This is a genomic window from Sphingomonas sp. Root710, assembly GCF_001429065.1.
Lineage (GTDB): Bacteria > Pseudomonadota > Alphaproteobacteria > Sphingomonadales > Sphingomonadaceae > Rhizorhabdus.
In genome coordinates, this window is sequence record NZ_LMIB01000001.1 from 703,848 (window position 1) to 729,752 (window position 25,905).

The following is a 25,905-nucleotide window of genomic DNA, read 5'->3' on the forward strand; positions in this document are numbered from 1 at the left end:
CCTATCAAAACGTCGCGAAATATTGTAAAAAATTCCTTACCGAAACGATCGCCATCGCGAATGGTGGGCAGGTTCGGGGGTGCGGATTGCCACGGGGGCGGTCTTCATCCTGCGGGGGCGTGCACGCGGCTTTTTCGAGCGCACTCTTCCTAAGTTGTTGCTGTTGCATCGTTTTTTGTGGGGGTTAGTATGAACGCGTTTGGTAAGTTTCTGGTGGCCGGCTTGCTCGTCGGTGGCGTCTCCGTTCCGGCATTCGCCCAGATCTCCGATTCGGAAACCACCACCAGCACGGTCCGCATCATTCAGGGCATCGCCCTGACGAAGGTGAACAACCTGGCTTTCGGCACCGTCGTCCGTCCGTCCACCGGCACTAACACCGTGACGATCTCCACCACCTCCGACACGCCGGCGCTGACCGGCGGCGGCGACGCGGTGCTGTTGAGCTCGGGCACGAAGACGCGCGCTTCCTACACCGCGGCCGGTGAAGGCAACCAGTCGGTGTCGATCACCGTTCCTGCGTCCGTCACGATGACCGGGAGCGTTTCCGGTTCGATCGTCGTCACCCTGACCCCGGAAGCCACCTCCGACACGCTCTCGGGTGCGCTGGGCTCCACCGGCGGCTTCTCGGGCGACGGCACGCTGTATGTCGGCGGCGCCTTCTCGGTCAGCAGCTCCACGGCGAGCGGTGATTATAGCGGTAGTTTTTCAACCACTCTCGCCTATAACTGAGTCGTTCCGCGTCGGCGGGATGAAAATGCGTTGCGCCAGCCCTGATGGGCTGGCCGCGTGGCGGGGTGTGTCATGGGCCGATCATCTGTCCGTTCCCTGAGCTATATTCTGGCTTTGTCGATGACGACGGGCGCCGCGGCGCTGTGGGCCGCCTCGTCGGTCACCACCGACGCCACGCTTTCCATCCTCGCGCCGAGTTCGGCGGTCACCGACCAGGAGTTGGTGACCGGCATGGTCACGCTTCCTCTGGTGTCGGCGATCGGCAGCAGCGCGGGATCGCTCGGCCTTCCGCCACAGACCTTCAGCAGTGCCGGGGCCGTGCGGATCGGCACCGAATCGATCGAACGCGACATCGCTCAGGTCATCAGCCGAGCGGGATTGCAGCAGGCGAGCTTCACCATTATCGGTGACAGGGATCAGGTCATCTCGGTCACGGTGCCGCCGACGATTTCACTGTCGCGGCTGAGCGGAGATGGTCAAGTCGAGTTCAGTCCCGTCACCAGCATGGGTGGCGCCGAAGGTTTGTTGCATGCCACGGCAGAAGGGACGGGTGAGTTGGCGTTCGATGTCGGTGGGCGGCTGCAACCGTCGCCGGCCGCTTCCGCAGGCGATTATGCGGGCGTGCTGAAAGTAACAGTCCAATATAATTGATGCGGGCGAAGCCAGCATAGCCGGGGTGAAGCGAACGATATGGCCTTGACCGAGGTGGAGGAAAAAGGGCGCTTCGGACGTCGCTTTTGCAGCAGGGCCTTAATGATCGGTGCGGCAATGGCATTGCTGCCGTCGGCCGGTTTCGCGGAAAACGCTCCCGTCCCGCAGGCGCCCGCCGCCAGCGTCAATCTCACCCCGAAGCGCATCACTTTCGACCGGCCCGGCAAATCCGCCACCGTTTCGGTTTCGACCGGCAGCGGCAGCGGCGCGTTCGACGTTGAAATGATCGATCGCGTCATGCTTCCCGATGGCCAGATCATCCCGCTCGCCGATGCCGCCGGCAAACCCGAGGCGGAACGGCTCAAGTCCGCCAAGTCGCTGCTGGTGGTCACGCCTCGTCGCATCCGTGTCGCCCCCGGCGCGGGACAGACGATCCGGCTGCGCGCCGCGGCCTCGCCTGATCTGGCGCCCGGCGAATATCGTTCACACTTGACCGTTACCGGCATTCCGCCGGCGGACACCGGTCTTACTGCCGAACAGGCCGCCAATCAGAAGGAAGGGCAGCTGTCCTTCCGGATCAATTCGGTGCTGGCCATTTCCATCCCCGTGATCCTGCGCGTTGGCCCGATCGACGTTCGCGCTGCGATCGAAAAGCCCGTGCTGAGCTTCGAGAACATCTCGCCAAATGGGCAGGCCGCGCCGGTGCGCACCGCAATTTTGAAGTTCGAACTCGTACGGCAGGGGGCCAATTCGCTGTTCGGCGATCTGGAGGTAAGGGGAAGCAAGAAGGGGGGCGAGCCGATCGGCGCGGTGCGCGGTATCGGCGTCTATCCGGAAATTGACCGTCGTATGGTCACTGTGACTCTGACGCGCCTGCCCACGCCGGGTGAGCAGTTGGAGATCCAGTTTACCGATGACGACAGCAAGCCGGGTACCGTCCTCAGTAAGGCTTCGTTGACGGCACCGTGAGGCGGCCGCCCGGAGCGGCGGTTTTCCTGGTGTCGGTTGCGTTTGCGTTGTTTTCCGAAAGTGCCCAGACGGCGAATGTCGCCGCCGACCCTTTCGACGATCCGCAGCTGCCGGCTTCCGATCCGATCAGCGACGACAATCTGCTTCTCGTCGAAGTCGCGCTGGACCAGCTCAGCCTGACCGATGCGATGACCGCCTATGACGCGCCAGGAGGGCTGCTCATACCGGTCGGCGAACTGGCGCGCCTGCTCGACGTCGATATCACCGTCCAGATGGGCGAGCGGCGTATCGTCGGCACGATCGGCGAAGCGCGCCGGCCGGTGCTGGTCGATAAGGATAACGCAATTGTCCGTGTCGCGGGCAGTACCCAGCTGCTTCTTGCCGGCGACATGGTGGTGGGTGCGAACGACATCTATGTTCGCAGCTACCTGCTGGAAAAATTCCTGCCGGTTAAAGTCCGCTTCGATAGCGCGGGCCTGCGCCTCGTGCTGACCGCTCTGGAGCCCTTGCCGATCCAGTCACGGCTCGACCGGCTGAAGCGTCTGCGCGGGCTTTCGCCGGGCGGCGGCGGCGGAGCGGACGAGGTCTACCGGATCAGGTCCACACCGAAGCTGTTCACCCTGCCGAGCTTCGATGTGTCGCTCGACGCGGGCGGGCAGAGCGAGACCCCGCACACGCCGTACCGCTATGACGTCCGCGCGGGCGGCGATCTGCTCTTCAGCAATTTCCAGGGCTATCTGGGTTCCGACGAGAAGGGACGGCCGGTGAACGCCCGCGCCTTGCTCGAACGGCGTGACGCCTCTGGGCATGCGCTGGGGCCGCTGGGATTCACGCGGGTCTCGGCAGGCGACATCTATACGCCTGCGCTGCCGCTCGGACCGCGCAGCCAGGCGGGACGCGGCCTCTCCTTCTCGACCGCGCCGCTGACGCAGCAGAGCGTGTTCGGGCGGATCGACCTGCGCGGCGAATTGCCGCTGGGCTATGATGTCGAACTCTATGTCAACGACGTGCTGCGCAGCGGCCAGTCGACGCCGGTGCAAGGCCGCTACGAGTTTCGCGACGTCCCGTTGATCCGCGGGATCAACATCATCCGCATCGTCGCCTATGGACCGCGCGGCGAGCGCAGCGAAGAGGTCAAGGTCGTCAATGTCGGCGGCGGCCAGCTCGAGAAGGGGCAGTTCGTCGTCGATTTCGGCGCCGCGCAGCAGCAACGGTCGCTGATTGAGTTCAACTCCAGGGATTCGAGCGTAATCACCTCGCCCGGCGTCGGTGATCTCCGGCTCGCGATGAACATCCTCTACGGTCTCAGCGAGACGGTGACGCTCGCGGGCGGTCTCGGCAGCTATTCGCCCACCGGGCTGGGGCAGCGCCGCGTGGCCACCGGCGGGATACGCACCTCGATCCGCGGCATAGCCACCCAGCTCGATGTCGCGCGCGACGACCGGAACGGCACCGCCTATGCGGTCGGCCTCGCCAGCGAATATAAGGGCGTTTCCGGGGTGCTGCGACATTCCGAATATCGCGGCGCCTTCGTCGATGAGACGACCCCGCGCGGAGGGGATGGCCGGGCGCTGGAGCGGTCGAGCGAGGTCGACCTCGACTGGCAGTTGCGCCCCGCCAAGCTGGTCGTTCCGATGTCGGTGCGCGCCTCGCGCGACGAATATGCCAATGGCGATCTCAGCTGGAACGGGCTGTTTCGCGCGTCGAGCGCGATCGGCGGCGTCTATCTGTCGAGCGGTCTCGATTTCGAGCGCTATGATCCGGTGCTCGGGCCGACGAGCAACCGGATGAGCGGTTCGCTTAGCGCTTCCTCCTTTGCTTTGTTCAAATGGCAGCTGCGCAGCAGCCTCGATTATCAGATATTGCCCAGGAGCCGGGTGCGCGCGGCATCGGTTACCGCCGATCGCAATCTCTCGGACAGCACCGCGCTCCGCTTCGGCCTCGGCCACAGCTTTATCGGTGACAAGGAGACGACGGTGCAGGCTTCGGCGATCCGCAGGCTCGGCTTCGCTGATCTGGCACTCGACGCCGAATATAGCGTGCCCAAGAATGATTGGCGGATCGGTTTGCAACTGGCGTTCAGCCTGGTGCGAAGCCCGCTGGGCGGGAGCTACACCTTCCAGCGCCCCGGCGCCGCGGCGGGGGGCAATATGGCATTGCAGGCTTTCCTCGACGAGAACGGCAATGGCCGCTTCGACAAGACCGAGGAGCCATTGCCCGGCGTGGCCATGGCGGGTGCGGCGGGCGAGGAAATCCAGACCGACGAAAAGGGCCGCGCACTGGTGACGGGCCTTGGCTATGGCAGCGTCGCGCAGGTCCGTACCAATCTGGACAATGTCGCGCTGGACAATGTCGCGGGGCCGCCGCCAGTGATCGAATTCACACCACGCGCGGGCACGGTTGCGGTAGTATCCTATCCCATCCAGGCGAAAGGCGAAGTCATGGTCAGCATCTTCGTCCGTCGTGGTGAGAAGAAGGTAGGGCTTTCCGCCGTTATGTTGCGTGTGATCGGAGACAATGGGGACGAGCGCGAGGCGCTGACCGAATATGACGGCAGCGTATTGTTCGACTCGCTCCGGCCCGGCGGCTATCGCCTCGAACTGGTCGAGCAGCAGGCGCAGCGATTGAAGATGCGGCTCGAGGCGCCAGTGCGCTTCACCATCGGCGCCAGCGGCGGGGCCGCACCCGACGTGCAGGGCGTGGTGGTCTTTCAATGATCGGGAGAAGCGCGGTCAGATGGGCGTTGCTAGCCGCGCTCCTCCGGGGAACCGCCGGGCTGGCGCAAACCTACACGGTCAACAGCATCAATCCGATCACCGCTTATGGCGAGGTAGCGGCCGCAGCGACCGGCGATACCGTCTTTTACCAGAACAACACCACTGTGTCTGTTCAATCGGGGAGCGGTGCGCGCATCAAGGGCACGGTTCGCCGGGCTACCGTGACGATTCGCTGCACCGGTTCGGGCAGCCCCAATTCTTGCGGCGTGGTCGGCAACAATGCGCGGATCGTCGTCGGCAATCTCAGCACGAGCGGACGGGCCAAGCCCTTTTCCCAATTCATCGCGATAGCCGGAACGGGGACGATCTCGGGCACGACGTCTGGATCGACGCTCGATTTCGTGATGTCGGGCTTTACCGGCACCGGCAACAAGACCTTCCTGCTCGATACCAAGATGCCCGTCGCGGGCGACGACGAGGGGGGCGCCACCGGCGCGCTGACCAACACCTATTATGTCTATGTCGCCAAGGACCCGACGGTGCCGACGACCGGGCTGACGGCAGCCGCGACGATCACCGTGCGCCGTGCTCTCCGCATGACCAAGAATTCGGATCTGCGCTTTGGCTCGCTGGTCAAGCGCGCCAGCGGATCGGGTAACGTCATCATCTCTTCGACCGCCGACAGCACCCGCACCGTTTCGGGCACCGCGCCGCCGCTGGAGGTGCCTGCGGGCGGTGGCCCCGATTCATCCTTCGGGCGCGCCAAGTTCACCATCACCGGCGAGCCGGGGACGACCTATGCGATCAGCTACCTACCGACTGGCAACGTCACCATGAACAACCAGTCGGGCAGCGGTAGCCTCAGCGTCACCATGGCCAAGACCGCCACCGGCAACCAGACGATGGGGGGTACCGGAGAGCTCATTCTGGGCGTGGGCGGAACGATAAGCGTCAACAGCGGCACCGTGGTGCGCGGCTATTATTCGGGCTCCTTCACGGTCACCGTGACATATAATTGAGCGTCGCCGCCTGCGGCTGATGTTGGGAAATGGCGCACCCGAAGGGATTCGAACCCCTGGCCTCTGCCTTCGGAGGGCAGCGCTCTATCCAGCTGAGCTACGGGTGCGTCGGGCTGCGCTTAGCAAAGCGAATCCCGCGGGGCTAGAGCGATTTGGGCTCAGGCCGAAATCATCTTCTCTTTCGGCGCGGGGGTCTTGGGCTTGAAAGCGCACAGATCGGCGACCGGACAGCGCCAGCATTCGGGTTTGCGCGCCTTGCAGATATAGCGCCCATGCAGGATCAGCCAGTGATGCGCGCCCTGGAGAAAGGGCTTGGGCGTCACCTTCTCCAACTTGAGCTCGACCTGAAGGACGTTCTTGCCCGGGGCCAGGCCGGTCCGGTTAGAAACGCGGAAGATATGGGTGTCGACCGCGATCGTCTCCGCGCCGAAGGCAGTGTTCATCACGACGTTGGCCGTCTTGCGGCCCACCCCGGGGAGTTCCTCCAGCGCCTCACGGCTCCGCGGCACTTCGCCGTCATATTTGTCGACCAGAATTTGCGCCGCGGCGATGACGTTCTTCGCCTTCATGTTGAACAGACCGATCGTCTTGATGTGCTGCTTGAGCCCGTCCTCGCCCAGATCGAGCATCTGCTGCGGAGTCGTCACCTTGGCGAAGAGCGGGCCGGTCGCCTTGTTGACGCCGATATCGGTCGCCTGCGCCGATAGCGCTACCGCGACCAGCAGCGTATAGGGGTTCACATAGTTGAGTTCGGTTTGCGGCGCGGGATCATTCTCGGCGAGCCGGCGGTAGAACTCGAAGACGTCAGCCTTCTTCACAGGCCCAGCACATCGCCCATAGTATAGCGCCCGGCGGGCTTGCCCTGCATCCACAGGCATGCCTTGACCGCGCCGCGCGCGAAGATGGCGCGGGTCTCGGCGCGATGGCCCAGTTCGATCCGCTCGCCTTCGGTCGCCAGCACCACCATATGATCGCCCGCGACCGATCCGCCGCGCAGGCTGGCATAGCCGATCGTCCCGGCTTCGCGCGGCTTGTCGTTGCCATGGCCGATCCGGTCGTAGCGGCTGAGCTCCTGCAGCGTCGAGCCGCGCCCTTGGGCGGCGGCCGATCCGAGCAGCAGCGCGGTGCCCGATGGCGCGTCGACCTTGTGGCGATGATGCATCTCGACGATCTCGATGTCCCAGTCATCGCCAAGCCGGGCGGCGGCCTCGCGGACGAGATGGCTGAGCAGATTGACGCCGAGCGAAGTGTTCGCCGATTGCAGGACCGCGAGCCCATGCGCGGCGGCGTCGTCGATCAGCTTGTGGTGCTCGGGTTGGAGGCCGGTGGTGCCGATGACGAGCGGAACTTTCGCCGCCAGCGCGGCCTCGAGATGGCCGGCGAGGGCGGCGGGAGCGGAGAAGTCGACCAGCACGTCGCTGGCGGCGGCCAGCGCGGCGGCATCGCGATGCTCGCCGAACACGGCGCCCGACAGGTCTACCCCGCCCGCGACGATGGCGCCCAGATCGGCGGCGACGTCGGCGATCGCGCGGCCCATCCGTCCGTTCGCGCCCAATATGCCGATCCTGGTCATGCCCGTGCCCCGTTCGTCGAAACCCGCGCGCTTCATGGCCGCGTGGCCGGGATGACGCAAGCGTGGTGATGGGGCTGGTCTTGCAACTATCGTCGTGCTGAAGCTGTTTCAGCGTGATGAAGATGTGGGATGGTGCCGTGGGTCAATGCGTTCGAATCGCCGTCACCGCCCTGGTCCTTATGCCCATGCCCGCGATGGCCGCCGGCCCTTCACCCTTTGACGGCATCCCCGGCGTGACGTTCGAATATCATGACGTCGAGGGTCTCACCGCCGCCGATATCTATGCCTCGATGAAGGCCCGCGCGCCGGCGGGCGCGAGCGACGGCGGCGGCATTGCCAAGACCGCGTGGAACCTGAAGGTAGGGTGGCGCGAGGTACGGCGCGGCAAGAGCTGCGATGTCAGCGATCCGCTATCGAGTCTGTCGATAACCGTCCATCTGCCGCGCCTCATCAATCAGCATGAGGTGACCCCCGAGGGGCTGGCCTTCTGGCGCGCGGCGATCGCGGGCCTCGAAATCCACGAAGCCGGTCACGCCCGGATTGCCTGGGAACATCGCAACGATTTCAACCGGGCGGCGCTGAAGGCCAGCTGCAATTCGGTGCGGAAGGTCGCCGAACAGACCCAGGTCCGGATTGACGCGATCCAGCGCGCCTATGACCGCGATACCAAGCATGGCATCACGCAGATGCCGCCGATCGAGCCGTAGCGCCGGAAGCCGCAGCGCATTATCCATGCGTCATGAGCGGCATCCACAACATCGTCATCCTCACCGGCGCGGGCGTATCCGCAGAGAGCGGGCTGGGGACTTTTCGGGGACCGGGAGGACTGTGGGAGGGGCACAGGGTCGAGGATATCTGCACACCGGAGGCATTAGCGCGGAATCGCGATCTGGTGCTCGACTTCTATGATCAACGCCGCGCCGCGCTGGCGACGGTGAAGCCCAATGCGGCGCATGAGGCACTGGCGCGGCTTGATTGCGAATGGCCGGGCGAGTTGCTGATCGTCACCCAGAATGTCGACGACCTGCATGAGCGGGCAGGGGCCACGCGGCTGCTGCACATGCATGGCGAACTCATGTCGTCGCTGTGCGAAGCATGCGGCGCGCGGGCGGGCTATGGCGGATCGATGCTCGACGGCACGCTGTGCGGCAGTTGCGGGGCGGCCGACACGCTCCGCCCTGACATCGTCTTCTTCGGTGAAATGCCCTATGAGATGGACCGCATCGATCGCGCCCTGAGCCGCGCCGACCTCTTCCTGTCAATCGGTACCTCGGGCGCAGTGTACCCCGCTGCCGGTTTTGTTCGAAGCGCGCGGCATTTCGGCGCTCAGACGCTGGAACTCAATCTGGATCCGTCCGAGGGAAGTTTCTTCTTTCACGAAAGCCGGATGGGGGCCGCAAGCGAGCTGGTGCCCGAATGGGTGGGCGAACTACTGGCCGCGCGAGATTAATCGACCCAGTCGAGCCCGATCTCGCGGTAGAGGCCGCGATCCTCTTCCCATTTCTCGGCGACCTTGACGTGCAGGAAGAGGTGGACCTTACGGTCAAGCAGCTTTTCCAGCTCCTCGCGGGACCGCGAGCCGATCTCCTTGAGGCGCGCGCCGCGCTTGCCGACGACGATCGCCTTCTGCGTTTCGCGCCCGACCAGAATCTGCTGATGGATCGCGACCGAGCCGTCGCGCCGTTCCTCATATTTCTCGGTCTCGACCGCCGAGGCATAGGGGAGTTCAGCGTGGAGCTGGAGATAAAGCTGCTCACGGGTCACTTCGGCGGCGAGCATCCGGTCGGTGGCGTCGGAGACCTGCTCCTCCGGGAAGTGCCAAGGGCCCTCGGGCATTCGGGCGGCGAGCGCCTGTCGGAGATCATCGACCCCGTCGCCGGTGCTGGCCGAGATCATGTAGATCGCCTCGGGCGCAAGCTTGTCCTGCAGCCGGACCGCGAGTTCGAGCAGTTTTTCCTTGGCGCAGATATCGACCTTGTTGAGCACCAATATCTTGGGCTCACGCCGCGTTGCCAATGTGTCGAGCAGATCGGCGATCTTGTGGGTGATCCCGGTCTTGGCGTCGATCACGAAGGCGATCAGGTCGGCGTCCTGCGCGCCGCTCCACGCGGCAGCCACCATCGCCCGGTCGAGCCGCCGCTGCGGCGCGAAGATACCGGGGGTGTCGACCAGCAATATCTGGCTCTCGCCTGCGATGGCGACGCCGATCAGCCGGGTTCGCGTGGTCTGCGCCTTGGGGCTGACGATCGCGACCTTCTGGCCGACCAGCGCGTTGACGAGGGTGGATTTGCCGGCGTTGGGGGCGCCGACGACGGCGACGAAGCCGCAACGTTCGGTCATGACAATTTCTCCAGTAGCGCCCTGGCTGCGGCGGTTTCGGCTTCCTGCTTCGACGTGCCCTCGGCGCTCGCCTCGGCCTTGCCGGGGATTTCGACGCTGACAGTGAAGCGCGGCGCGTGGTGCGGGCCGGTGCGGGTTCCAGTGGTATAGACCGGCGGCTTGCAGCGATGCGCTGCAGCCCATTCCTGCAAGGCCGATTTGGGATGCTTCGGGGCCTGGGCCTGTCCGCTGACCTTTTGCTCCCAGGCGCGCTGCACGAAACCCGCCGCAGCCGGCAACCCGCCTTCGAGGAAAAGTGCGCCGATCAGCGCCTCCACGACATCGCCCAGCACATTGTCGCTTTCGACCGCGCCGTCGTCGCGGGCCTGTTTACCGAGCTTCAAATGGGTGGCCACGCCTATCTCGCGCGCAATCTCGGCGCAGGTCTCGCGGCTGACGATCGCGTTGAGGCGGCGCGACAGCTTGCCTTCGGGCTCGTCGGGAAACAGCGCATAGAGCCAGTCGGCGGCGACGAGGCCGAGCACCCGGTCACCCAGGAATTCCAGCCGTTCATAGTGCGCCGAGCCGTAGCTGCCATGGGTCAGCGCACGCTGGAACAGCGCGACGTCGCGGGGGGCATGGCCCAGCGTCGCCGAGATCCAGGCGCGGAGTACGTCTTCATTCATGCGGCGCGCTCCTAACGCATATGGGGGATTGCGTCACCTCTGGCGGAGCGTCACGGTAGAGCGATGGGCGACGTGGTCAATTTCAACAAGGCGCGCAAGGCGAAGACGAAAGCCGATGCGCGCACCGCCGCCGATGCCAATCGCGCGAAATTCGGGCGGACCAAGGCTGAAAAGGACCGCGACCGCGCCGACAAGGCGCGCGCTGACAGGTTGCTCGATGGAGCGAAGATCGACGAATGATGGAAGTCCCGGCTTTCACCGGGATGCTATTTATCTGGCCAGCACCAGCATGGTGACGAGCGCTGCGGCGCTGCCGCCCCACAACAGCACGAAGGCGCCGACGAAGCGGACCAGCGCCTGACGCCGCAGCACCGGATCGGCGATGAAGCCGTCGGCGGTGCGCTCGGCCAGCATCTGCTGAAGCGCGTGCGCAGGCGAGGGGACATGTTCGGCGACGATATCCGCGTTGAACGCGACGAGGCGGCCCTTGGTGCGCCGCTCCTTGAACGGGACAGCCTCGATCTGGGTCTTGTGCTTCAACGCCATGCTCGCCTCCTGCCCGGCGACGATGCGCCAGGCAGCGTTAAGAGAGTCTTAAATCAGCCGATCGATTCCCAGGCATCGACGATCTCGCTGAGATAGCCGCGCGCGGTTTCGACCTGCGCCGGATCGTTGGTCCGGCCGCCGAGCTGCACGAGGCGGCGGGATTCGCGATAAACCCGGGCGAGGTTGACCGCGATCTCGCCACCGTTGTGGAAGTCGAGGCTGGTCTCCAGCGCGAGCAGGATGTTCGACGCGCGGGCCTGCTTGTCGATCATCTTGGCGCGGTTGCCGGCGCGCATCGCGGCGATCATGATCTCGGTCGCTTTCATAAGCTCGTCGAAGAGAATGCCGATTAGCCGGTGCGGCGAGGCGCCCTCGACCTGGCTCGCGACGTCGACCGTCTGATAGCGCGCCTTCGCACCGCCCATCGCGCCATAGCCATTGCTCATGAACATGATATTCTCTCTTGTTCTCTATGGGTTGAGATTAGTTGTTTTCATTGGTCCAGAGCTTGACCTGCTGCGTCAGATAGCTCTGGGTCGAGCTGTAGGCGAGCAGGGCGCTCTGCATCCGCGTGAACTGAGCGGAGAGTTGTTCGCGGTAGGCCGTGTCCTTCGCGGTCAGCTTCTCCTGCTCCTTGGCGATCGCCGCCTTCTCGGTCTCCAGCTTCTTCTGCGAAGAGGTGAGCGGGCCGGCGCTGGCGGTCAGATCGTTCTTGATGGCGTCGAGCGCTCCCTGGATGCCGAGGTCGATCGTGATCGTCGCGCTGGCCACCGGACCGAGTACATCGAACGACAGGCCAGCGGCGGCAGACAGGTAGGAAGCCGACACGCCGGTTGCGCCCACCGGCAGGGTATAGCCGCCGTCCAGCGTCGCCGATGCGCCGGTGGTGCCGTTGCCAGGGGTGGCGTTGGTGACGGTGTAGACGCCGCCCTTCACCTTGCCGACTTGGCTCGTGATCTGGATCAGCGCGTTGCTGCTGCGCTGGCCCGGATTGAACATGGCTTCGACGGCATCGGGGTTGGACGTCATCACCGAGGACAGCTTGGCCGCGTCGAGCGTGAGCGTGCCGTCGCGGTTGGTCGATACGCCAATCTCGGCAAGGGTGGTGGGGCTGCCGTCGGTGGCGAAGGTCAGCTTAGTCGAGGTCAGCGCGCCGAGCCGCTGGACGAGCGATCGGATGCCCGAATCGCTGCGCAGCGAGCCGGTCGTGCCGGTCATCGTCGCCAGCGTCGTCTTCATCTCGTTATAAGCGGCGACGAAGTCGCTCACCGCAGTCTTGATCGCGTCTACGGGCTGGCTCGATCCGATCGTGATGGTGGTGCCTGGCGCTGCCGAGACCAGATCGATCTTCACGCCCTCGATCACGTCGCTGAAACTGTTGCTTGCCTTGCTCACCGCGACACCGTCGACGATCAGCTCGGCATTCTGGGCTTCCTGTTGCAGCTCGAGGCCGGTGATAGCGTCGGGATCATAGGTGGTGGCGTCGAAGGTGAAGCGCCCGAGCCCTGCAGGATCGCCGCTCGCCTGCGTCAGCGAGAAGGCGTTGGCCTCGCCGGTCGCGCCCTTGATCACAAGGCGGGTGCCGGTCGAGTCGGTCACGGTGCTGGCGGTGACGCCCAGGCCGCTGTCCTTGATGGCCTTGGCGAGGCCGGCCAGCGAGTTGTTGGTCGAATCGATCGTGATCGTCTTGGTCTGGCTGCCGACCGTCAGCGTCAGCGTTCCCGTGCCGACCGCGGTAGCCGAGGAGGCGAGGGGCGCCGCGGTCAGCGTCTGCGCGGTCGCGAGCTGCCCGACCTTGATGCTCGCCGACAGCCCTTTCAGCCGCGCGCCGGCCAGGGCGCTGACATTGGCGATCGAACTGTTCGAGGTGGTCGGTTGCGTATAGAGGGTGCCGCCCGAGATCAGGCTCGACAGCGCCGTCGAGAAGCCGTTGATCGAGCTGACCGCATTGCCGAGATCGGAAATCTTGCTCGTATTGGCGGTCGTACGGTTGGTCAGCGCTTCTTTCTTGCTGGCGATCGTCGCGGTGGCGAGCTGATCGACGAGCGACGCCGTATCGATGCTCGACGCACCCAGCGATGTGAGAATCGAAGAACCAACCGACGTAACCATGTGAACGACCACCTTCGCTGCTGCCGGTAACGGCGCATTGGAGGCAGTGTTTAACCCGCCAAGTCCTTTAAAATCCCTAATGGGCGTTGAGGACGTTCATTAGCCTCAATTCACCACTTTGCCGTCCTCGTCGAACCGGGCGCCAACGGGCACGTCGACGTCGGGCTGGACGATCCCTTCGGCCATGGCGCGGTCCAGGTTGAAGACGAAGGCGAGGATCGCGGCGACCGCGATGAACAGGTCCTCGCGGATCAGCTGGCCCGATCGGCTCGTATAGTAGATGGCGCGGGTGAGCTGCGGATATTGCAGCATCGGCACGGCATTCTCGGTCGCCAGTTCGCGGATGGCCTGGGCGGTCGCGCCGCGGCCGCGGGCGAGGACGACCGGGGCAACGTCATATCCAGGCTTGTAGCGTAGCGCGACTGCGAAATGGGTCGGGTTGGTCAGGACCACCGTGGATTCCAGAACGGCCTTGCGCGCCGAGCCCTTGGCGGCCTGCATCTGCTTCTGGCGGATCGCCGCCTTGAGTTCGGGCGAGCCTTCGGTCTGCTTGCTCTCGTCCTTGATTTCCTGCTTCGACATGCGCAGCCGCTTGCCGCGCTGGAAGATCTGCGCGGGGACATCGGCGCCCGCCACCACCGCGAGCGCCAGCGTCATCACCAGCACCGCGAAAACGAAGGTCGCCCCCAGATTGTCTAGCGCGGTGCGCAGATCCTGTTGCCCCATCGTCACGATCGCGGCGATCTGATCCATTAGCAGCCAGTAGCCGACCGCGCCGAGCGCCACGATCTTGAGCAGAGACTTGCCGAGTTCGATGAGCCCCTGCACCCCGAAGATGCGCTTGATCCCGGCGATCGGGTCGAGCTTGTTGCCCTTGAAGGCGATCGCCGACCAGCGAAAGCCGAGCGAACCGAGCATCGCCGGCGCAGCGATTGCCGCCGCCAGCGTCAGCAGGAAGAGCAGCGCGATCGGCAAGGCCACCGTGGCCAGCGTGGTCAGGATCGCCGAGCCGGGATCGAACGTCTCGATCGCGCTGCTGTCGAAGGACAGTGCATTTGACAGCATCCGTTTGAGCGCGGCTATCGCCCAGGGGCCGGCGACCGCGATCCACCCCGCGCCGACGATCATCACCAGCGCGACGCCGAGCTCCTTCGATTGAAGGACATCGCCTTTCTCGACCGCATCCTGCCGCCGCTTGGGGGTTGGGGCTTCGGTCTTCTCGTCGTCCTCGGGACCCTCGGCCATGTCAGCGCCCGTTCGCGATCAGGCGCGCTTCGGCGAGCCCGCGTTGCAGCGCCGCGGTGATGCCGTCGGCCATCACCGGCGCGGCGATCGCCAATAGCACGAGTCCGGCCATCAGCGTAGCGGGCAGGCCGACCGAGAAGATGTTCATCTGTGGCGCCGAACGGGCGAGCATAGCCATGACGAGCTGAACCAGGATCACCGCAAAGCCGACCGGCAGGGCGATGGCGAGCCCCGCCGCGAACAGATCGCCGCCGAACAGGACGAGGCCCTGGAGGCTCTTCGCGCCCATCCAGGCCTCACCCGGTGGCAGCGCGCGATAGCTTTCGACGACGATCGCCGCGAGCTGGAGATGTCCGCCGGTCGCCAGGAACAGGAAGATCGCCATCAGCGACAGATATTGGCTGACGGCGGGGGAGGGCGCGCCGGTCGCCGGGTCCATCATCCCCGCAAAGCCCAGGCCCATCGCATTGCCGATGACTTCGCCTGCCACCAGCGCTGCGGAGAAGCCGATCTGCACCGCGAAGCCGATGGCAAGCCCCGCCAGCACTTCGCCGGTCACCAACAGGAATCCGGATATGGACACGACGCCGTCGACCGGCATCACGAAGGGCGTGTTGGCGAGCGCGGGTACGCCGATCGCCAACGCCACGACCGCGCGAACCTGTAGCGGCACCTGCGGCGCACCGAAGACGGGCGCGGCAATGAAGGCGGCGCCGGGACGGATCATCGCGATCATCCAGAGCCAGAGCTGGGTTTCCAGCCCAGCAAGGCCCTGGGGAATCATCTGAGCATGTCCGGGATGCGCGCGAACACTTCGCGTGTGAAATCGGCGAGCAACATCATGATCGCACTGCCGAACAACGCCAGTGCGATGCCGACGACGATCAGCTTGGGGACGAAGCTCAGCGTCTGTTCGTTGATCGAGGTCGCCGCCTGGATCATGCCGAGGATGATCCCCGCCACCAGCGCCGGGATCAGGATCGGTGCGGACGCCAGCGCCAGGATCCACATCGCCTGCTGGGCGACGCCGATGAAATAGTCGGCGGAGGCTGCGCTATCCATGCCCTAGCGCCCCGTCATGTCGCGAAACTGCCCGCCAGCGAGCCCATCGTCAGTGCCCATCCATCGACAAGAACGAACAGCAAGAGCTTGAAAGGCATGGAAATAATGGCAGGCGATAGCATCATCATGCCGAGCGACATCAGCGTCGACGCTACCACGAGGTCGATGACCAGGAAGGGCAGGAATATCAGGAAGCCGATCTGGAATGCGGTCTTCAATTCGCTCGTCACGAAAGCCGGCAGCAGGATCGAGAAGGGAATGTCGGCGGCGCGGGCGAAGCGCGGCGCCTTGGCGAGATCGGCGAACAGCTTGAGGTCGGTCTGGCGGGTCTGGAGGACCATGAAGCGATGGAGCACGGTGCCGCTGCGGGTGACGGCTTCCTCGATCGTGATCTGCCCCGCGCCATAAGGCTTGAAGGCGGTGGCGTTGATCTGGTCGATCGACGGCTTCATCACGAACATCGACAGGAACAGGGCAAGGCCAACGAGTACCTGGTTGGGCGGAGTCTGCTGAAGCCCCAGCGCCTGGCGCAGCAGCGACAGCACGATGATGATCCGGGTGAAGCTCGTCATCATCAGCACCAGCGACGGCAGCACCGTTAGCAGGCTCATCAGCACGAGGATCTGGAGCGACAGCGACAGCGGGCGTCCGTCGCCCGAGATGGTCGTCATCGCTCGATCGAGCGCGCCTGTCTGGGCGGGGCCCGCGGTCGACGCGAGGGCCGGATCGGCGAGGAGGAGGACCGCGAACAGCAAGGCGGCGAAAGACAGAATCGATCGGATGCGCGGAGCCGTCATGATCGGGTTTCAGCACTTGGACCGGTTAACTTCAAGCGGTTCGTCTTGCTGTGAATGCCGTCGTTCCGGCGAACGCCGGATTATCCACAACAAAGCGAATTCAGGTCACAGAAAACTATAGGGATCGACATCGACCGCGACGCGCACGCCGCGGGGCCATTCGAGCGGGCCGAGCCAGTCCCGGATCACCTGCTGGACGTCGAGCGAGCGTTTGGCATGGACCAGCAATCTTTGCCGGTGCCGCCCGCGCAGCATCGCCAGCGGGGCGGGTGCGGGGCCGTAGACATGCATCCCCTCGACCGCGGGCGAGGTCCGGCCGATCAGCCGGGCGGTGACGGTAGCCTCGTCGAGTTTTTCCGAAGAGATGATGATCGCGGCATAACGGCCGAAAGGCGGAGCATCGGCCAGTTTCCGCGCCTCGGTCTCGGCCGCGTAGAAGCTTTGCGCGTCGCCCGAGAGCAGCGCCTGGATCACCGGGGCCTTGGGAGCATGGGTCTGGATATAGACATGGCCGGGCTTCGCGCCGCGCCCCGCGCGGCCGGCGACCTGGGCGATCTGCTGGAAGCTGCGCTCGGCGGCGCGCAGATCGCCGCCCGCGAGGCCGAGATCGGCGTCGATCACCCCGACCAGCGTCAGGTCGGGGAAATGATATCCCTTGGTGACGAGCTGGGTGCCGACCACGACGTCGATGTCGCCCGCCTCCATCCGCTCGACGAACTCGGCCGCACGGGCGGGCGTGGAGAGGGTGTCCGATGTGGCGATGGCGATCCGCGCGTCGGGGAACAGCGCTGTCACTTCGTCGGCGATGCGCTCCACGCCGGGGCCGCAGGCGACCAGGCTGTCCTCGTCCTTGCATTCGGGGCATTCGGCGGGCGGCGGCATGCTGTGCCCGCAATGGTGGCATTGCAGCCGGCTGAGCAGGCGATGTTCGACCATCCAGGCGGTGCAGTTGGGGCATTGGAAGCGATGGCCGCAGGTCCGGCACAATGTCAGCGGCGCATAGCCCCGCCGGTTGAGGAAGAGCAGGCTCTGTTCCTTCTTCTCGAGCCGTTCCTCGATCGCCTTGACCAGTTCGGGTGCGATCCAGCGGCCGCGCGGCGGCGGATCGGCGAGCAGGTCGATCGCCTTGATCGTCGGCATCTCCGCACCGCCATGCCGCGCGGTGAGCTTCAATTCGGTGTAGCGGCCGATTGCCGCCTGCTGGCGCGTCTCGATCGCCGGGGTAGCCGTGGCGAGGACTATAGGGATTTCCTCGAGCTTCGCGCGCATCACCGCGACGTCGCGGGCATGGTAGAGGACGCCGTCCTCCTGCTTGAAACTGGTCTCGTGCGCTTCGTCGACGATGATCAGGCCGAGGTTGCGATAAGGCAGGAACAGTGCTGATCGCGCGCCGACCACGACCCTCGCCTCGCCATGGGCGATGCCGCGCCAGGCGCGCCGCCGCTGCGACTGGCGTAACTCGCTGTGCCAAACGACGGGCAGATGCCCGAAGCGCGCCTCGAAGCGCTTCAGAAAGGGTTCGGTCAGCGCGATCTCGGGAAGCAGGACGAGCGTCTGGCGGTCCATCCGCAGCGCTTCGGCGATCGCCTCGAAATAGACTTCCGTTTTGCCCGATCCGGTGACGCCATCAAGCAGGAAGGGATGGAATTCCCTGGCCTTGACCGCGTCGGCGAGAACGCCGCCGGCAAGCTGCTGCTCGCCGGACAGATCGGCGGGTGCGAAAGCGGGGTCGGGGGAGGGCCAAGGCGTGTCGATCGATACCGTCACCGCCTCGATCGCGCCCGATTTGACAAGCCCGCGGATCACCGCGTCCGACACGTCGGCAATCGTCGCCAGTTCGCGGATCAGCCCCTGGCGCTGACCGATCCGGTCGAGCGCCTGTTCGCGCTGCGGCGTCATCCGCCCCGGCCTTTCCCCGGTGGCGCGATATTCGACGATCGTCCGCGCGCCATCGAGCGCGCTCGACGAGGGCAAAGTCATCCGCAGCACCGCGGCGGGGGGAGCGAGATAATAATCCGAGGTCCATTCAATCAGGCGGCGCAACGGCGCGGCGATCGGCGGCACGTCATAGACCTCGAGTAGCGGCCGCAAACGATTGTCGCCGACCTGGTCGGCCGATGGCAGCGTCTCCTCTTCCCAGACGACGCCGACGATCTGGCGCGGGCCGAGCGGGGCCAGGACAATGCTGCCCGGCTCGATCACATGCTCGCGATCCGCCCGGTAATCGAGCGGGCCGAGGGCTGGGTTGAGGAGAAGCACATGGGCGCGAGCCATGCGTCGTGATTAGGGGGCGGGGCCGGAGCCCGCAATGCTCGTCCACAGGCTTTTGTCGGCGAGATCGGATCAGCGCCTAGGCGGAGGCGGCGGCCCCCGTTATAGGCGGGACCAGTTTATCGCGTATCCAAGGGGCGCCTTCATGAAATTCTTCGTCGACACCGCCGACACCGCCGAAATCGCCGATATGGCTGCGACCGGACTGGTCGATGGCGTCACCACCAATCCCTCGCTGATCGCCAAATCGGGGCGTCAGTTCGTCGAGGTGATCGCCGAGATCTGCAAGCTGGTGGAAGGGCCGGTTTCGGCCGAGGTCGTCGCGCTCGACCATGCGACGATGATGAAGGAAGCCGAGGTCCTTCGGAAGCTTTCCGACAACGTCTGCATCAAAGTGCCGCTGACGATCGACGGGCTGAAAACCTGCAAGGCGCTGAGCGACGACGGCACGATGGTCAATGTGACTTTGTGCTTCTCAGCCAATCAGGCGCTTCTGGCGGGCAAGGCGGGCGCGACCTTCATCTCGCCCTTCGTCGGGCGGCATGACGATATCGGCTTCGACGGCATGGCGCTGATCGCGGACATCCGTCAGATCTATGACAATTACGACTTCGGCACCGAGATCCTGGTTGCCAGCGTCCGCCACCCGATCCACATCCTCGAATCGGCCAAGATCGGCGCCGATGTGATGACCGCGCCGCCATCGGTGATCCGCGCGTTGTTCAATCACCCGCTGACCGAGAAGGGCATCCAGGGCTTCATGGCCGATTGGGCCAAGACCGGGCAAAGCATATTGTAATTTAGCCTCAGGCGCCGGCGCGGGCATCCGCCCGCTTGGCTATCCTCCCCGGACTGTGTCCGGGTCCGGCGTGCGCTTCGCGCTTGCGGAGCCCTGTCGGGCTCCGACGCTGAATTCTAGCTCCGGGACACAAGGCGTCCCGCAAGGCCGAATGGCCGCCCGAGCTTATGCGAGGACAGCCTAGCCGACGGATGTCGGCGCCCGGCGACTGAGGGCGCTGCCAAAAAACCACCATTGTGTGTTAACCATTGCGGCGTACACTGCGCCGCATGGGAAGTGTCATCGATTTCGAAGGCGGCGCGATGGCCTCGCTCAAGCGGCGGATGGCCGAAGTCGAGGAAGCCAATCAGGACCTGATCGCCTTCGCACGCGGGCATAGCGGCGCGGTATCGTCGATCCATGCCGCGGTGCTGGCGGCCACAGAGGCCGATGGCCTCGACCATCTCATCCATATCGTGACGCAGGTGTGGCCCGACATGCTCGGCCTTGACGCGGTGTCGGTCGCGCTCTTCGTCGGCGATCAGGGGCTGCGTGCCGACGCGTCGGGGATGCAGTTCGTCGAGCGCCGCATCATCGAGCGATCGATCGAGGATATCGACGGCGTGGTGATGCGCGGCGTCGAGCGCGGGCATCCGCTGTTCGGCCCCGCCTCCGAGCTGATCCGGGCCGAAGCGCTGGTTCGTCTGCCGTCCGAACCGCCGCTGCCGGGTGGCGTCATCGCGCTCGGCCAGCGCCGCCCGCAGGGTTTCGAGACCCGCGCCGGTTCCGAATTGCTGGGCTTTCTCGGCGCGATGCTTTCGCGCATGATAGGGCGGTGGTTGCTACCTTAAGCCTTGATGATCATCCGGCCCGGACCCTTGCGGTCGAATGGGCCGATCATCTGCGCCGCGACCGGCGTCGTTCCGAACATACCATTCGCGCCTATCTCGCCACAGCGCATCGGCTTATAGCCTTTCTCGGGCGGCATCGGGGCACCGCGATCGACGGGCCTTTGCTGTCGAAGCTCGATCGCGGTGATGTGCGCGGCTATCTGGCCGAGCGGCGGGGAGAGGGACTCACCAATGCCTCGACCGCGCGCGAGCTGTCGGCGATCCGAACCTTCCTCGATTATGTCGCCGAGCGCGAAGGCGCGGCCAGACCGGTCAAGATCAAGGGGCCGCGCATCAAGAAAGGCGTGCCGCGCCCGGTTTCTCCCGATGATATCGGCGCGATCGCCGAGGATGCCGCCGAGTCCGCTAGCGAACCGTGGATCGCGGCGCGCGACGAGGCGGTGCTCCTGCTGCTCTATGGTGCGGGCCTGAGAATCGGCGAGGCGATGGCGCTGACCGGCGATATCCTGCCACTCGGCGATACGCTGGTGGTGACGGGCAAGCGCGCCAAGACCCGCGTCGTGCCGATGCTGAGACCGGTGCGTGAAGCGATCGAGCGCTATGTCGCGCTATCGCCTTACGGTGCCGCGCGCGGCGAGATATTGTTTCGCGGCGCACGGGGCGGGCCGTTGGCGCCCGAACTCATCCGCCGCGCGGTGCAGGCTGCGCGGGTACGCCTGGGGCTGGGCGAGCGTACCACCCCCCATGCGTTGCGCCATAGTTTCGCGACGCATCTGTTGGGGCGCGGGGCCGACCTGCGCTCGCTGCAGGAACTGCTCGGCCATGCCAGCCTGTCGTCGACCCAAGTCTATACCGGCGTCGATGCCGCGCATCTCATGGACGTCTATCGCAACGCGCATCCGAGGGCATGACCGCATGGAACGCGATATTTTGATACGACCCGCCGGGCATGGCGATCTGGTCGAACTCCATGCGCTGATCGAGCGCGCCTATCGGGGTGAAGACGCCAAGGCTGGCTGGACCCACGAAGCCGACATCATCCGCGAAGGCCAGCGCACCAGCCATGACATATTGGCGGCCAGCATCGATGACGACAATGAGCGGCTGCTGGTGGTGATCGAGAATGGCGGGATCGTCGGTTGCGTCCAAGTCAGCGACCGCGGGCATGGTATGGCCTATCTCGGCTTGCTGACCGTCGATCCGCAATTGCAGGCGGGCGGGCTGGGCAAGCGGCTGATCGACGCGGCGGAGCGGATCGCGGTCGCCGCCTTCGAGGCGCACGCCATCGAAATGACGGTGATCGAGCAACGGAGCGAACTGATCGCCTATTATCAGCGCCGCGGCTATCGGCTCACCGGCGAATATCGCGCCTTCCCGGTCGAACTCGATCCGCCGCTGCGGATGGTCGTGCTCGAAAAGTCGCTGGGCTAAGACGTCCGAGCCCTATCCGCCGCCAAGCGGGGGAACGGCTCGAAATCTTATCTCCGCGCAGGGACCCAGTCGGCGAAGGTGGGACGGTCGTTGACCTTCCACACCTCGCCCTTCGAGTTAAGGAACAGCCGCTCCATCTCGCTGCGCTTGAACGGGCGCGACCCGATTCGGCCGAAGATCGCGATCTGGTTACCGCTTTCGTCGACGCCACGGTCACGATCGAGGCCCTTCGACAACGCCAGCGCAGGCGAGGGGGTTTTCGCCCAGGCAATCAACTCGGGCATCGGCGCGGGTGAGAAGCCGTAGAAATTGGGCTGGCTCGCGGGCGAGGTCAGCTGGATCACCTTCAGGCCGTTGCGGCCGTCGGCGACATAAGCGAACAGCGACGCGTTGGTGGTTCCGACGATCACGTCCTCGGCATCGTTCAACTTATCGTCGAAGGTGACCTTCTGGTACAGCACCGGCTTCAGCGGGCGGGTGATGTTGACGATCATCAGGCCGTCCTGCTTCGCCGCGACATAGGCATAGGTGCGGGCGAGGTAGATGCGCTGGGCGTTGGCGATCGGCAGCGTCGCCTGGGGCACCAGCACCGGCTTGTCGAGATGCGTTACGTCGACGAGCTGTAGGCCCTCGGCGGTGGTCACCCACAGATAGCGGAACTGAAGCGCCGAGGCGCGGGCGTCGCGCAGCGGAACCGTGGCCGCCAGGCGTGGCTGCTTGGGGTTGGTCAGATCGACGACGACGAGGCCCACATCGGCGGTGATATAGGCATAGTTTCCGCCCAGCGTGATGTGCCGCGCACCGGCGAGAATGTTGTTCTCGTTCCAGGTGACGGTGCGCTTGAGGAAGTTGTTGCGCGGTTCGCCATCGGCCAGCGTCTCGACATTGACGACGATCAGACCTTCCTCCGAGTCGGTGATGAAGGCGTAGCGATAAATCTCGCCCATCTTCTGCTCTTCGTTCTCGGGATAATATTTCAGGATGTGATCGTTGCGCTCTGTCGAGATCGACTGGCCGGTCGGTAGCGCCATGCAGGTCGCATTCTTGCTCTCGACGCGCGTGTCGTGGCCCAGCGGCGAGAAGGGCGCGGTCAGGATGCGCTGCGACGTGCCCTTGTTGGCGATCGACGCGACGTCATAGACTTCGAAGCCGGCCTTGCCCTGGGCGACATACATATATTCGCCGCGCAGCTGGAGGCAGCGCGCCGCACCGCCGGTCGGGTGATGGGTGTTCGCAAACTCCTCGACCGAATGCGGCTCGCCCGAGAGTTTCGGCCCGAAGCGCTTGCCGCGCACCCATTCGATCAGCTCGCGGCCATGCTCCAGATGCGCCCTGAAATAGTCGGGATAGGCATATTTCTGCAGATAGGACCCGATCACGGCCTGAGGCTCGTCCCATTCGGTGACGCGGATCGCCTCGATGCCTTTCTCAAGGCCGGTCCAGGCATTCATGCCGACGAAGTTGACGAAATTGGTGCCGAGCAGGTTGAGCTGCGCCATGATCGCGTTGTTGTCGTCTTGATCCGACAGGTGGCAATCGGTGCACTTCTTCGTTTCGGTCTTGCGGACCGTATGCGGGAAGTGCGGCGCGAAGGCCTGGCTCGAAAAGCCGGCCGACGAGATCGGCGGCTGCTGGATGTAGATCCGCTCGCGGTTCAGGTTGGTCGAGGACAGCACCAGCGCCGATGTCGAACGGATCGGGGCGATGATATTGCCCTTGGTCGTCTGATGGATGCCGAGCTGGTACATCTCGTCGCGCGCGACCTGCGGGTTGTAGGTCGCGAAGTTGCGCGTCTCGATGCCGTCATATTTGTGGCTGCTGGTCTTCCAGTTCGCTTCGATCGGGAGGTGACAGCCACCGCACGACGTCGTCCAGGACAGGTGGCAGGTGAAACAGGCCATCTTGTCGGTGTCGTGGGCGCGATCGCTCTTGGCGACGCCAGGGCCCCATTCATATCTGCCCGTCTCTTTGCCGACCTTGCCCATCAGCTTCGATCGCGCGGCGAGCGGGTTGAAATAGGCGCTGTCGCGGTCGACGGCTTCCCTGACCAGGCTGACCTTCCATTCGAGCTTGGGGTCGACGATCGAGCGCTGGATCAGCACGCGTTCGCCCTTGGCATCGGTGGTCCATTCGAAGCGGCGCTTGCCGTCCTGGTTGCGGAGCAGCGATAGATCGTTTCCATTTGGCGGCGCTGCCGGGCCCGAGGTGCGCAGCGTGGGGAATTCGTCGGCGGTGCCGTGGCAATCCTTGCAGCCGATCTCCACCGCGTTGGCGACCTCACCGTAGATCAGGCCGTTGCCATGGCTGTCCTGCCCGAAATGGCAGTCTGCGCATTGCAGGCCCTTTTCGGCGTGGATGTCCATCATGTGGACAGCCTTGCCCTTCTGCTCGCCGATCTCGGCGAACATGCCGACGCCGTTCTTGCGGAACTTCTCAGGATCGTCGGGCGAGACGATGTTGCCGTTCGCGTCGAGCAAATTGCCCTCGCGATCGCGCTTGTAGATGGCGCGGAAGTTCCAGCCATGGCCATGATAGTCGGCGAACTGGGTGTCCTTCGCCTTCGGGTTCACATCGTCGGCGACGTTGCGCAGGAAGTCGATGTCACTCCACTTGCCGATCGCGGCGGCTGCTTCCGGATTGCGCTCGTTGACCGCGCGGCGTTCGGCGATCGTCGGATATTTCTGCTTCTCGGGCCACATCAGCGGCGCGTCGGACTCATAGTCCCACATCGTGTAGCCGAGATAGCTATTCAGGAAGATGTTGGGCTGGTGCATGTGGCAGTTCATGCACTGCGCGGTCGGGATCGCCTTGGTGAAGGCGTGCTGGATCGGGTGACCTTTTTCCTTCTGCGCGCCGATCGGATGCTGGGGCACGCCCTCCGCGCCATGCGCCGCCTTGTCGACGCCATGGCCATCATGATCGGGCGAGGGCGGGCCGTGGTCCTCAGCCGCCTTGCCATGGCCGCCGCCATGACCGCCATGGCCATCGTCCTTGGGTTCGAGCTTGTCCTTGATCGTCGGATCGACCGTCGCGGTCTGTCCGTCGCGGCCATATTTAGCGTATATCAGGCTGTGCTTGGGCTCGCGATCGTTCGCATAGACGACGTGGCAACCGGCGCAGCCCGAATTGCGATAGTCGCCGGGCTGGTCGTTGGTGCCCATGAACCACATGAACGGATCGTTGAGGCGCGTCTTGTGGATGTTGAGCACGGGGATAGCGACGCGCAGGCCGGTGGCCGGGCCGCGGTTCGACTGCTTGAGGTCGGGCCGGCCCGGTTCCTCGAGGCGCTGGATGCTGCCGAGCGAGTTGGGCAGGCCGATTTCGGCGAAGGTGCTGTTGATGTTGCGGCCGCCGCGCTCGAATACGCGGAAGATGTCGCCCGGCGGGATGACGTGCCAAGTGGGCAGCGGATACATGACCGGCAGCGCGCCGCGCGCCTTCTGCTCCGGGGTCACCGTCCCTGGCGTAACGCCCGGCGACTTGATCTGCGCGGGCTCGCCATGGGCGGTATAGGCCTCGCCGAACAGATAATTCTTATAGGGAACGATGCCGTTATTATAGGCGCCGCCGCCCCACAGCATCGCGCCGGTGGCCATCAGCGACCGCTCGGCCGCTTGGATGATGTCGATATGGCAGGAGCCGCAGGCCTGGCGCGCGACGCGATAGTCCGACGGATTGACGAAGCGGATATATTCGGGCGCTTCCTTGTTGAGCAGGGTATAGCTGCGCTTCGGGTTGGCCGAAGACGGCCAATGCCAGGCCTGCGGATATTTGGGCAGGACATGCGCCTTGTCGCGCGCAGCGACATAGGCCCGATCGGTCATCTTGAGATGGCTGTCGACTTTGACGGTCGCGTCGCCGCCATGGCAGTCGACGCAGCCGAGCACGACCGCTTCGGTTTGGTGCATCGTCTTGCGATCGGTCGCGGTGTGGCAGGAGACGCATCCCGCACTCTTGGCATCGCCCTCGGCCCAATCCTGGGTGCGCGGCGCATCGGCGAACTTCGGGTAGGTGCGGGCGACGGGTTTCTCGCCCTCGGAGGCGGGGGCGGGGGTAGGGGCGGAGACGATGATGGTGACCGCGCCCGCCAGCACCAGCGCGCCGCGGACCGCCCATCGCATCGTCATCAGTGAACCCAGAGCCCGCATT

At 64.9% G+C, this 25,905-nt stretch carries 25 protein-coding genes and 1 tRNA gene; 12 read left to right on the forward strand and 14 right to left on the reverse strand.

Annotation, left to right across the window (positions count from 1 at the left end):
- The first annotated feature begins 189 nt into the window (after nucleotides 1-189).
- The 5 genes from ASE00_RS03300 (at nucleotide 190) to ASE00_RS03320 (ending at nucleotide 6,085) form a co-directional block, all read left to right on the forward strand.
- A complete protein-coding gene (locus tag ASE00_RS03300; protein WP_056377759.1) occupies nucleotides 190-729 on the forward strand; it encodes a DUF4402 domain-containing protein in 540 nt (179 codons plus the stop codon).
- A gap of 120 nt (nucleotides 730-849) precedes the next feature.
- A complete protein-coding gene (locus ASE00_RS03305; protein ID WP_162256401.1) occupies nucleotides 850-1,380 on the forward strand; it encodes a DUF4402 domain-containing protein in 531 nt (176 codons plus the stop codon).
- A gap of 102 nt (nucleotides 1,381-1,482) precedes the next feature.
- The gene (locus ASE00_RS03310; protein ID WP_056377761.1) at nucleotides 1,483-2,349 is read left to right on the forward strand and encodes a fimbria/pilus periplasmic chaperone; all 867 of its coding nucleotides are present in this window, start codon (nucleotides 1,483-1,485) and stop codon (nucleotides 2,347-2,349) included.
- A 29-nt stretch (nucleotides 2,350-2,378) separates the two neighbouring features.
- Nucleotides 2,379-5,066 (forward strand): hypothetical protein, encoded by a 2,688-nt coding sequence (locus tag ASE00_RS03315; RefSeq protein ID WP_156405252.1) that lies wholly within the window; start codon nucleotides 2,379-2,381, stop codon nucleotides 5,064-5,066.
- Entirely contained in the window at nucleotides 5,063-6,085 is a 1,023-nt protein-coding gene (locus tag ASE00_RS03320; protein WP_082594439.1) for a DUF4402 domain-containing protein, read from the forward strand. Before ASE00_RS03315 ends, ASE00_RS03320 begins: the two co-directional genes overlap by 4 nt.
- A gap of 30 nt (nucleotides 6,086-6,115) precedes the next feature.
- On the opposite strand, the gene ASE00_RS03325 is transcribed toward ASE00_RS03320, so the two are convergent.
- From ASE00_RS03325 to dapB, 3 genes are all read right to left on the reverse strand, one after another.
- Nucleotides 6,116-6,192, reverse strand: a tRNA-Arg gene (locus ASE00_RS03325).
- 51 nt (nucleotides 6,193-6,243) lie between these two features.
- Nucleotides 6,244-6,903 carry an endonuclease III gene (gene nth / locus ASE00_RS03330; RefSeq protein WP_056377764.1) on the reverse strand — a complete coding sequence of 220 codons (660 nt, stop codon included), beginning with the start codon at nucleotides 6,901-6,903 and terminating at the stop codon, nucleotides 6,244-6,246.
- Nucleotides 6,900-7,658 carry a 4-hydroxy-tetrahydrodipicolinate reductase gene (gene dapB, locus ASE00_RS03335; protein ID WP_056379263.1) on the reverse strand — a complete coding sequence of 253 codons (759 nt, stop codon included), beginning with the start codon at nucleotides 7,656-7,658 and terminating at the stop codon, nucleotides 6,900-6,902. The genes nth and dapB overlap by 4 nt, the downstream gene beginning before the upstream one ends.
- 194 nt (nucleotides 7,659-7,852) lie before the next feature.
- On the opposite strand from dapB, the gene ASE00_RS03340 reads away from it, so the two are divergent.
- Both ASE00_RS03340 and ASE00_RS03345 read left to right on the forward strand, forming a co-directional pair.
- Nucleotides 7,853-8,365 (forward strand): DUF922 domain-containing protein, encoded by a 513-nt coding sequence (locus ASE00_RS03340; protein ID WP_235538526.1) that lies wholly within the window; start codon nucleotides 7,853-7,855, stop codon nucleotides 8,363-8,365.
- A gap of 32 nt (nucleotides 8,366-8,397) precedes the next feature.
- Complete coding sequence (locus tag ASE00_RS03345) at nucleotides 8,398-9,108, forward strand: NAD-dependent deacylase (protein ID WP_056377765.1); 711 nt, start codon at nucleotides 8,398-8,400, stop codon at nucleotides 9,106-9,108.
- Here the strand turns inward: ASE00_RS03345 and era are convergent.
- Both era and rnc read right to left on the reverse strand, forming a co-directional pair.
- Complete coding sequence (gene era, locus ASE00_RS03350) at nucleotides 9,105-9,998, reverse strand: GTPase Era (protein WP_056377766.1); 894 nt, start codon at nucleotides 9,996-9,998, stop codon at nucleotides 9,105-9,107. The two genes, ASE00_RS03345 and era, sit on opposite strands and share 4 nt — an antisense overlap.
- Nucleotides 9,995-10,663, reverse strand: a complete 669-nt coding sequence (rnc, locus tag ASE00_RS03355) for a ribonuclease III (RefSeq protein WP_056377767.1) — start codon at nucleotides 10,661-10,663, stop codon at nucleotides 9,995-9,997. Before rnc ends, era begins: the two co-directional genes overlap by 4 nt.
- 63 nt (nucleotides 10,664-10,726) lie before the next feature.
- On the opposite strand from rnc, the gene ASE00_RS22780 reads away from it, so the two are divergent.
- Nucleotides 10,727-10,903, forward strand: a complete 177-nt coding sequence (locus tag ASE00_RS22780; protein ID WP_082594440.1) for a DUF4169 family protein — start codon at nucleotides 10,727-10,729, stop codon at nucleotides 10,901-10,903.
- Between the two features lie 30 nt (nucleotides 10,904-10,933).
- On the opposite strand, the gene ASE00_RS03360 is transcribed toward ASE00_RS22780, so the two are convergent.
- The 8 genes from ASE00_RS03360 to ASE00_RS03395 all read right to left on the reverse strand — a co-directional run bounded on the left by ASE00_RS03360 (nucleotide 10,934) and on the right by ASE00_RS03395 (nucleotide 18,699).
- On the reverse strand, nucleotides 10,934-11,209 hold the full coding sequence (locus ASE00_RS03360; RefSeq protein WP_056377768.1) for a hypothetical protein: 276 nt from the start codon (nucleotides 11,207-11,209) through the stop codon (nucleotides 10,934-10,936).
- 53 nt (nucleotides 11,210-11,262) lie between these two features.
- Complete coding sequence (gene fliS, locus ASE00_RS03365; RefSeq protein WP_056377769.1) at nucleotides 11,263-11,661, reverse strand: flagellar export chaperone FliS; 399 nt, start codon at nucleotides 11,659-11,661, stop codon at nucleotides 11,263-11,265.
- Between the two features lie 31 nt (nucleotides 11,662-11,692).
- Nucleotides 11,693-13,321, reverse strand: coding sequence for a flagellar filament capping protein FliD (gene fliD / locus ASE00_RS03370; RefSeq protein WP_056377770.1), 1,629 nt, complete (start codon nucleotides 13,319-13,321; stop codon nucleotides 11,693-11,695).
- Between the two features lie 105 nt (nucleotides 13,322-13,426).
- Nucleotides 13,427-14,566 (reverse strand): flagellar type III secretion system protein FlhB, encoded by a 1,140-nt coding sequence (gene flhB / locus ASE00_RS03375; protein WP_056377771.1) that lies wholly within the window; start codon nucleotides 14,564-14,566, stop codon nucleotides 13,427-13,429.
- Between the two features lies 1 nt (nucleotide 14,567).
- On the reverse strand, nucleotides 14,568-15,350 hold the full coding sequence (gene fliR / locus ASE00_RS03380; RefSeq protein ID WP_056377772.1) for a flagellar biosynthetic protein FliR: 783 nt from the start codon (nucleotides 15,348-15,350) through the stop codon (nucleotides 14,568-14,570).
- Nucleotides 15,347-15,628, reverse strand: coding sequence for a flagellar biosynthesis protein FliQ (gene fliQ, locus ASE00_RS03385; RefSeq protein ID WP_056377773.1), 282 nt, complete (start codon nucleotides 15,626-15,628; stop codon nucleotides 15,347-15,349). The genes fliR and fliQ overlap by 4 nt, the downstream gene beginning before the upstream one ends.
- Before the next feature lie 14 nt (nucleotides 15,629-15,642).
- Nucleotides 15,643-16,425, reverse strand: a complete 783-nt coding sequence (gene fliP / locus ASE00_RS03390; protein WP_056377774.1) for a flagellar type III secretion system pore protein FliP — start codon at nucleotides 16,423-16,425, stop codon at nucleotides 15,643-15,645.
- A 105-nt stretch (nucleotides 16,426-16,530) separates the two neighbouring features.
- Nucleotides 16,531-18,699 carry a primosomal protein N' gene (locus ASE00_RS03395; RefSeq protein ID WP_056377775.1) on the reverse strand — a complete coding sequence of 723 codons (2,169 nt, stop codon included), beginning with the start codon at nucleotides 18,697-18,699 and terminating at the stop codon, nucleotides 16,531-16,533.
- Nucleotides 18,700-18,841: 142 nt separating this feature from the next.
- Between ASE00_RS03395 and fsa the strand changes: the two genes are divergently transcribed.
- From fsa to ASE00_RS03415, 4 genes are all read left to right on the forward strand, one after another.
- The gene (fsa, locus tag ASE00_RS03400; protein WP_056377776.1) at nucleotides 18,842-19,495 is read left to right on the forward strand and encodes a fructose-6-phosphate aldolase; all 654 of its coding nucleotides are present in this window, start codon (nucleotides 18,842-18,844) and stop codon (nucleotides 19,493-19,495) included.
- A 269-nt stretch (nucleotides 19,496-19,764) separates the two neighbouring features.
- Nucleotides 19,765-20,325, forward strand: a complete 561-nt coding sequence (locus ASE00_RS03405; RefSeq protein WP_056377777.1) for a DUF484 family protein — start codon at nucleotides 19,765-19,767, stop codon at nucleotides 20,323-20,325.
- Nucleotides 20,310-21,236 carry a tyrosine recombinase XerC gene (locus ASE00_RS03410; RefSeq protein ID WP_056377778.1) on the forward strand — a complete coding sequence of 309 codons (927 nt, stop codon included), beginning with the start codon at nucleotides 20,310-20,312 and terminating at the stop codon, nucleotides 21,234-21,236. The genes ASE00_RS03405 and ASE00_RS03410 overlap by 16 nt, the downstream gene beginning before the upstream one ends.
- Nucleotides 21,237-21,240: 4 nt before the next feature.
- The gene (locus ASE00_RS03415; protein ID WP_056377779.1) at nucleotides 21,241-21,756 is read left to right on the forward strand and encodes a GNAT family N-acetyltransferase; all 516 of its coding nucleotides are present in this window, start codon (nucleotides 21,241-21,243) and stop codon (nucleotides 21,754-21,756) included.
- Between the two features lie 47 nt (nucleotides 21,757-21,803).
- On the opposite strand, the gene ASE00_RS03420 is transcribed toward ASE00_RS03415, so the two are convergent.
- Complete coding sequence (locus ASE00_RS03420; protein ID WP_056379267.1) at nucleotides 21,804-25,877, reverse strand: multiheme c-type cytochrome; 4,074 nt, start codon at nucleotides 25,875-25,877, stop codon at nucleotides 21,804-21,806.
- Between the last annotated feature and the right edge of the window lie 28 nt (nucleotides 25,878-25,905).

Coding starts and splice junctions, on each gene's coding strand:
- ASE00_RS03300 (WP_056377759.1), top strand. CDS start 190: ATGAACGCGTTTGGTAAGTTTCTGGTGGCCGGCTTGCTCGTCGGTGGC.
- ASE00_RS03305 (WP_162256401.1), top strand. CDS start 850: ATGACGACGGGCGCCGCGGCGCTGTGGGCCGCCTCGTCGGTCACCACC.
- ASE00_RS03310 (WP_056377761.1), top strand. CDS start 1,483: ATGATCGGTGCGGCAATGGCATTGCTGCCGTCGGCCGGTTTCGCGGAA.
- ASE00_RS03320 (WP_082594439.1), top strand. CDS start 5,063: ATGATCGGGAGAAGCGCGGTCAGATGGGCGTTGCTAGCCGCGCTCCTC.
- dapB (WP_056379263.1), bottom strand. CDS start 7,658: ATGACCAGGATCGGCATATTGGGCGCGAACGGACGGATGGGCCGCGCG.
- ASE00_RS03340 (WP_235538526.1), top strand. CDS start 7,853: ATGGCCGCCGGCCCTTCACCCTTTGACGGCATCCCCGGCGTGACGTTC.
- ASE00_RS03345 (WP_056377765.1), top strand. CDS start 8,398: ATGAGCGGCATCCACAACATCGTCATCCTCACCGGCGCGGGCGTATCC.
- era (WP_056377766.1), bottom strand. CDS start 9,998: ATGACCGAACGTTGCGGCTTCGTCGCCGTCGTCGGCGCCCCCAACGCC.
- rnc (WP_056377767.1), bottom strand. CDS start 10,663: ATGAATGAAGACGTACTCCGCGCCTGGATCTCGGCGACGCTGGGCCAT.
- ASE00_RS22780 (WP_082594440.1), top strand. CDS start 10,727: ATGGGCGACGTGGTCAATTTCAACAAGGCGCGCAAGGCGAAGACGAAA.
- ASE00_RS03360 (WP_056377768.1), bottom strand. CDS start 11,209: ATGGCGTTGAAGCACAAGACCCAGATCGAGGCTGTCCCGTTCAAGGAG.
- fliS (WP_056377769.1), bottom strand. CDS start 11,661: ATGTTCATGAGCAATGGCTATGGCGCGATGGGCGGTGCGAAGGCGCGC.
- fliD (WP_056377770.1), bottom strand. CDS start 13,321: ATGGTTACGTCGGTTGGTTCTTCGATTCTCACATCGCTGGGTGCGTCG.
- flhB (WP_056377771.1), bottom strand. CDS start 14,566: ATGGCCGAGGGTCCCGAGGACGACGAGAAGACCGAAGCCCCAACCCCC.
- fliR (WP_056377772.1), bottom strand. CDS start 15,350: ATGATTCCCCAGGGCCTTGCTGGGCTGGAAACCCAGCTCTGGCTCTGG.
- fliQ (WP_056377773.1), bottom strand. CDS start 15,628: ATGGATAGCGCAGCCTCCGCCGACTATTTCATCGGCGTCGCCCAGCAG.
- fliP (WP_056377774.1), bottom strand. CDS start 16,425: ATGACGGCTCCGCGCATCCGATCGATTCTGTCTTTCGCCGCCTTGCTG.
- ASE00_RS03395 (WP_056377775.1), bottom strand. CDS start 18,699: ATGGCTCGCGCCCATGTGCTTCTCCTCAACCCAGCCCTCGGCCCGCTC.
- fsa (WP_056377776.1), top strand. CDS start 18,842: ATGAAATTCTTCGTCGACACCGCCGACACCGCCGAAATCGCCGATATG.
- ASE00_RS03405 (WP_056377777.1), top strand. CDS start 19,765: ATGGGAAGTGTCATCGATTTCGAAGGCGGCGCGATGGCCTCGCTCAAG.
- ASE00_RS03415 (WP_056377779.1), top strand. CDS start 21,241: ATGGAACGCGATATTTTGATACGACCCGCCGGGCATGGCGATCTGGTC.
- ASE00_RS03420 (WP_056379267.1), bottom strand. CDS start 25,877: ATGCGATGGGCGGTCCGCGGCGCGCTGGTGCTGGCGGGCGCGGTCACC.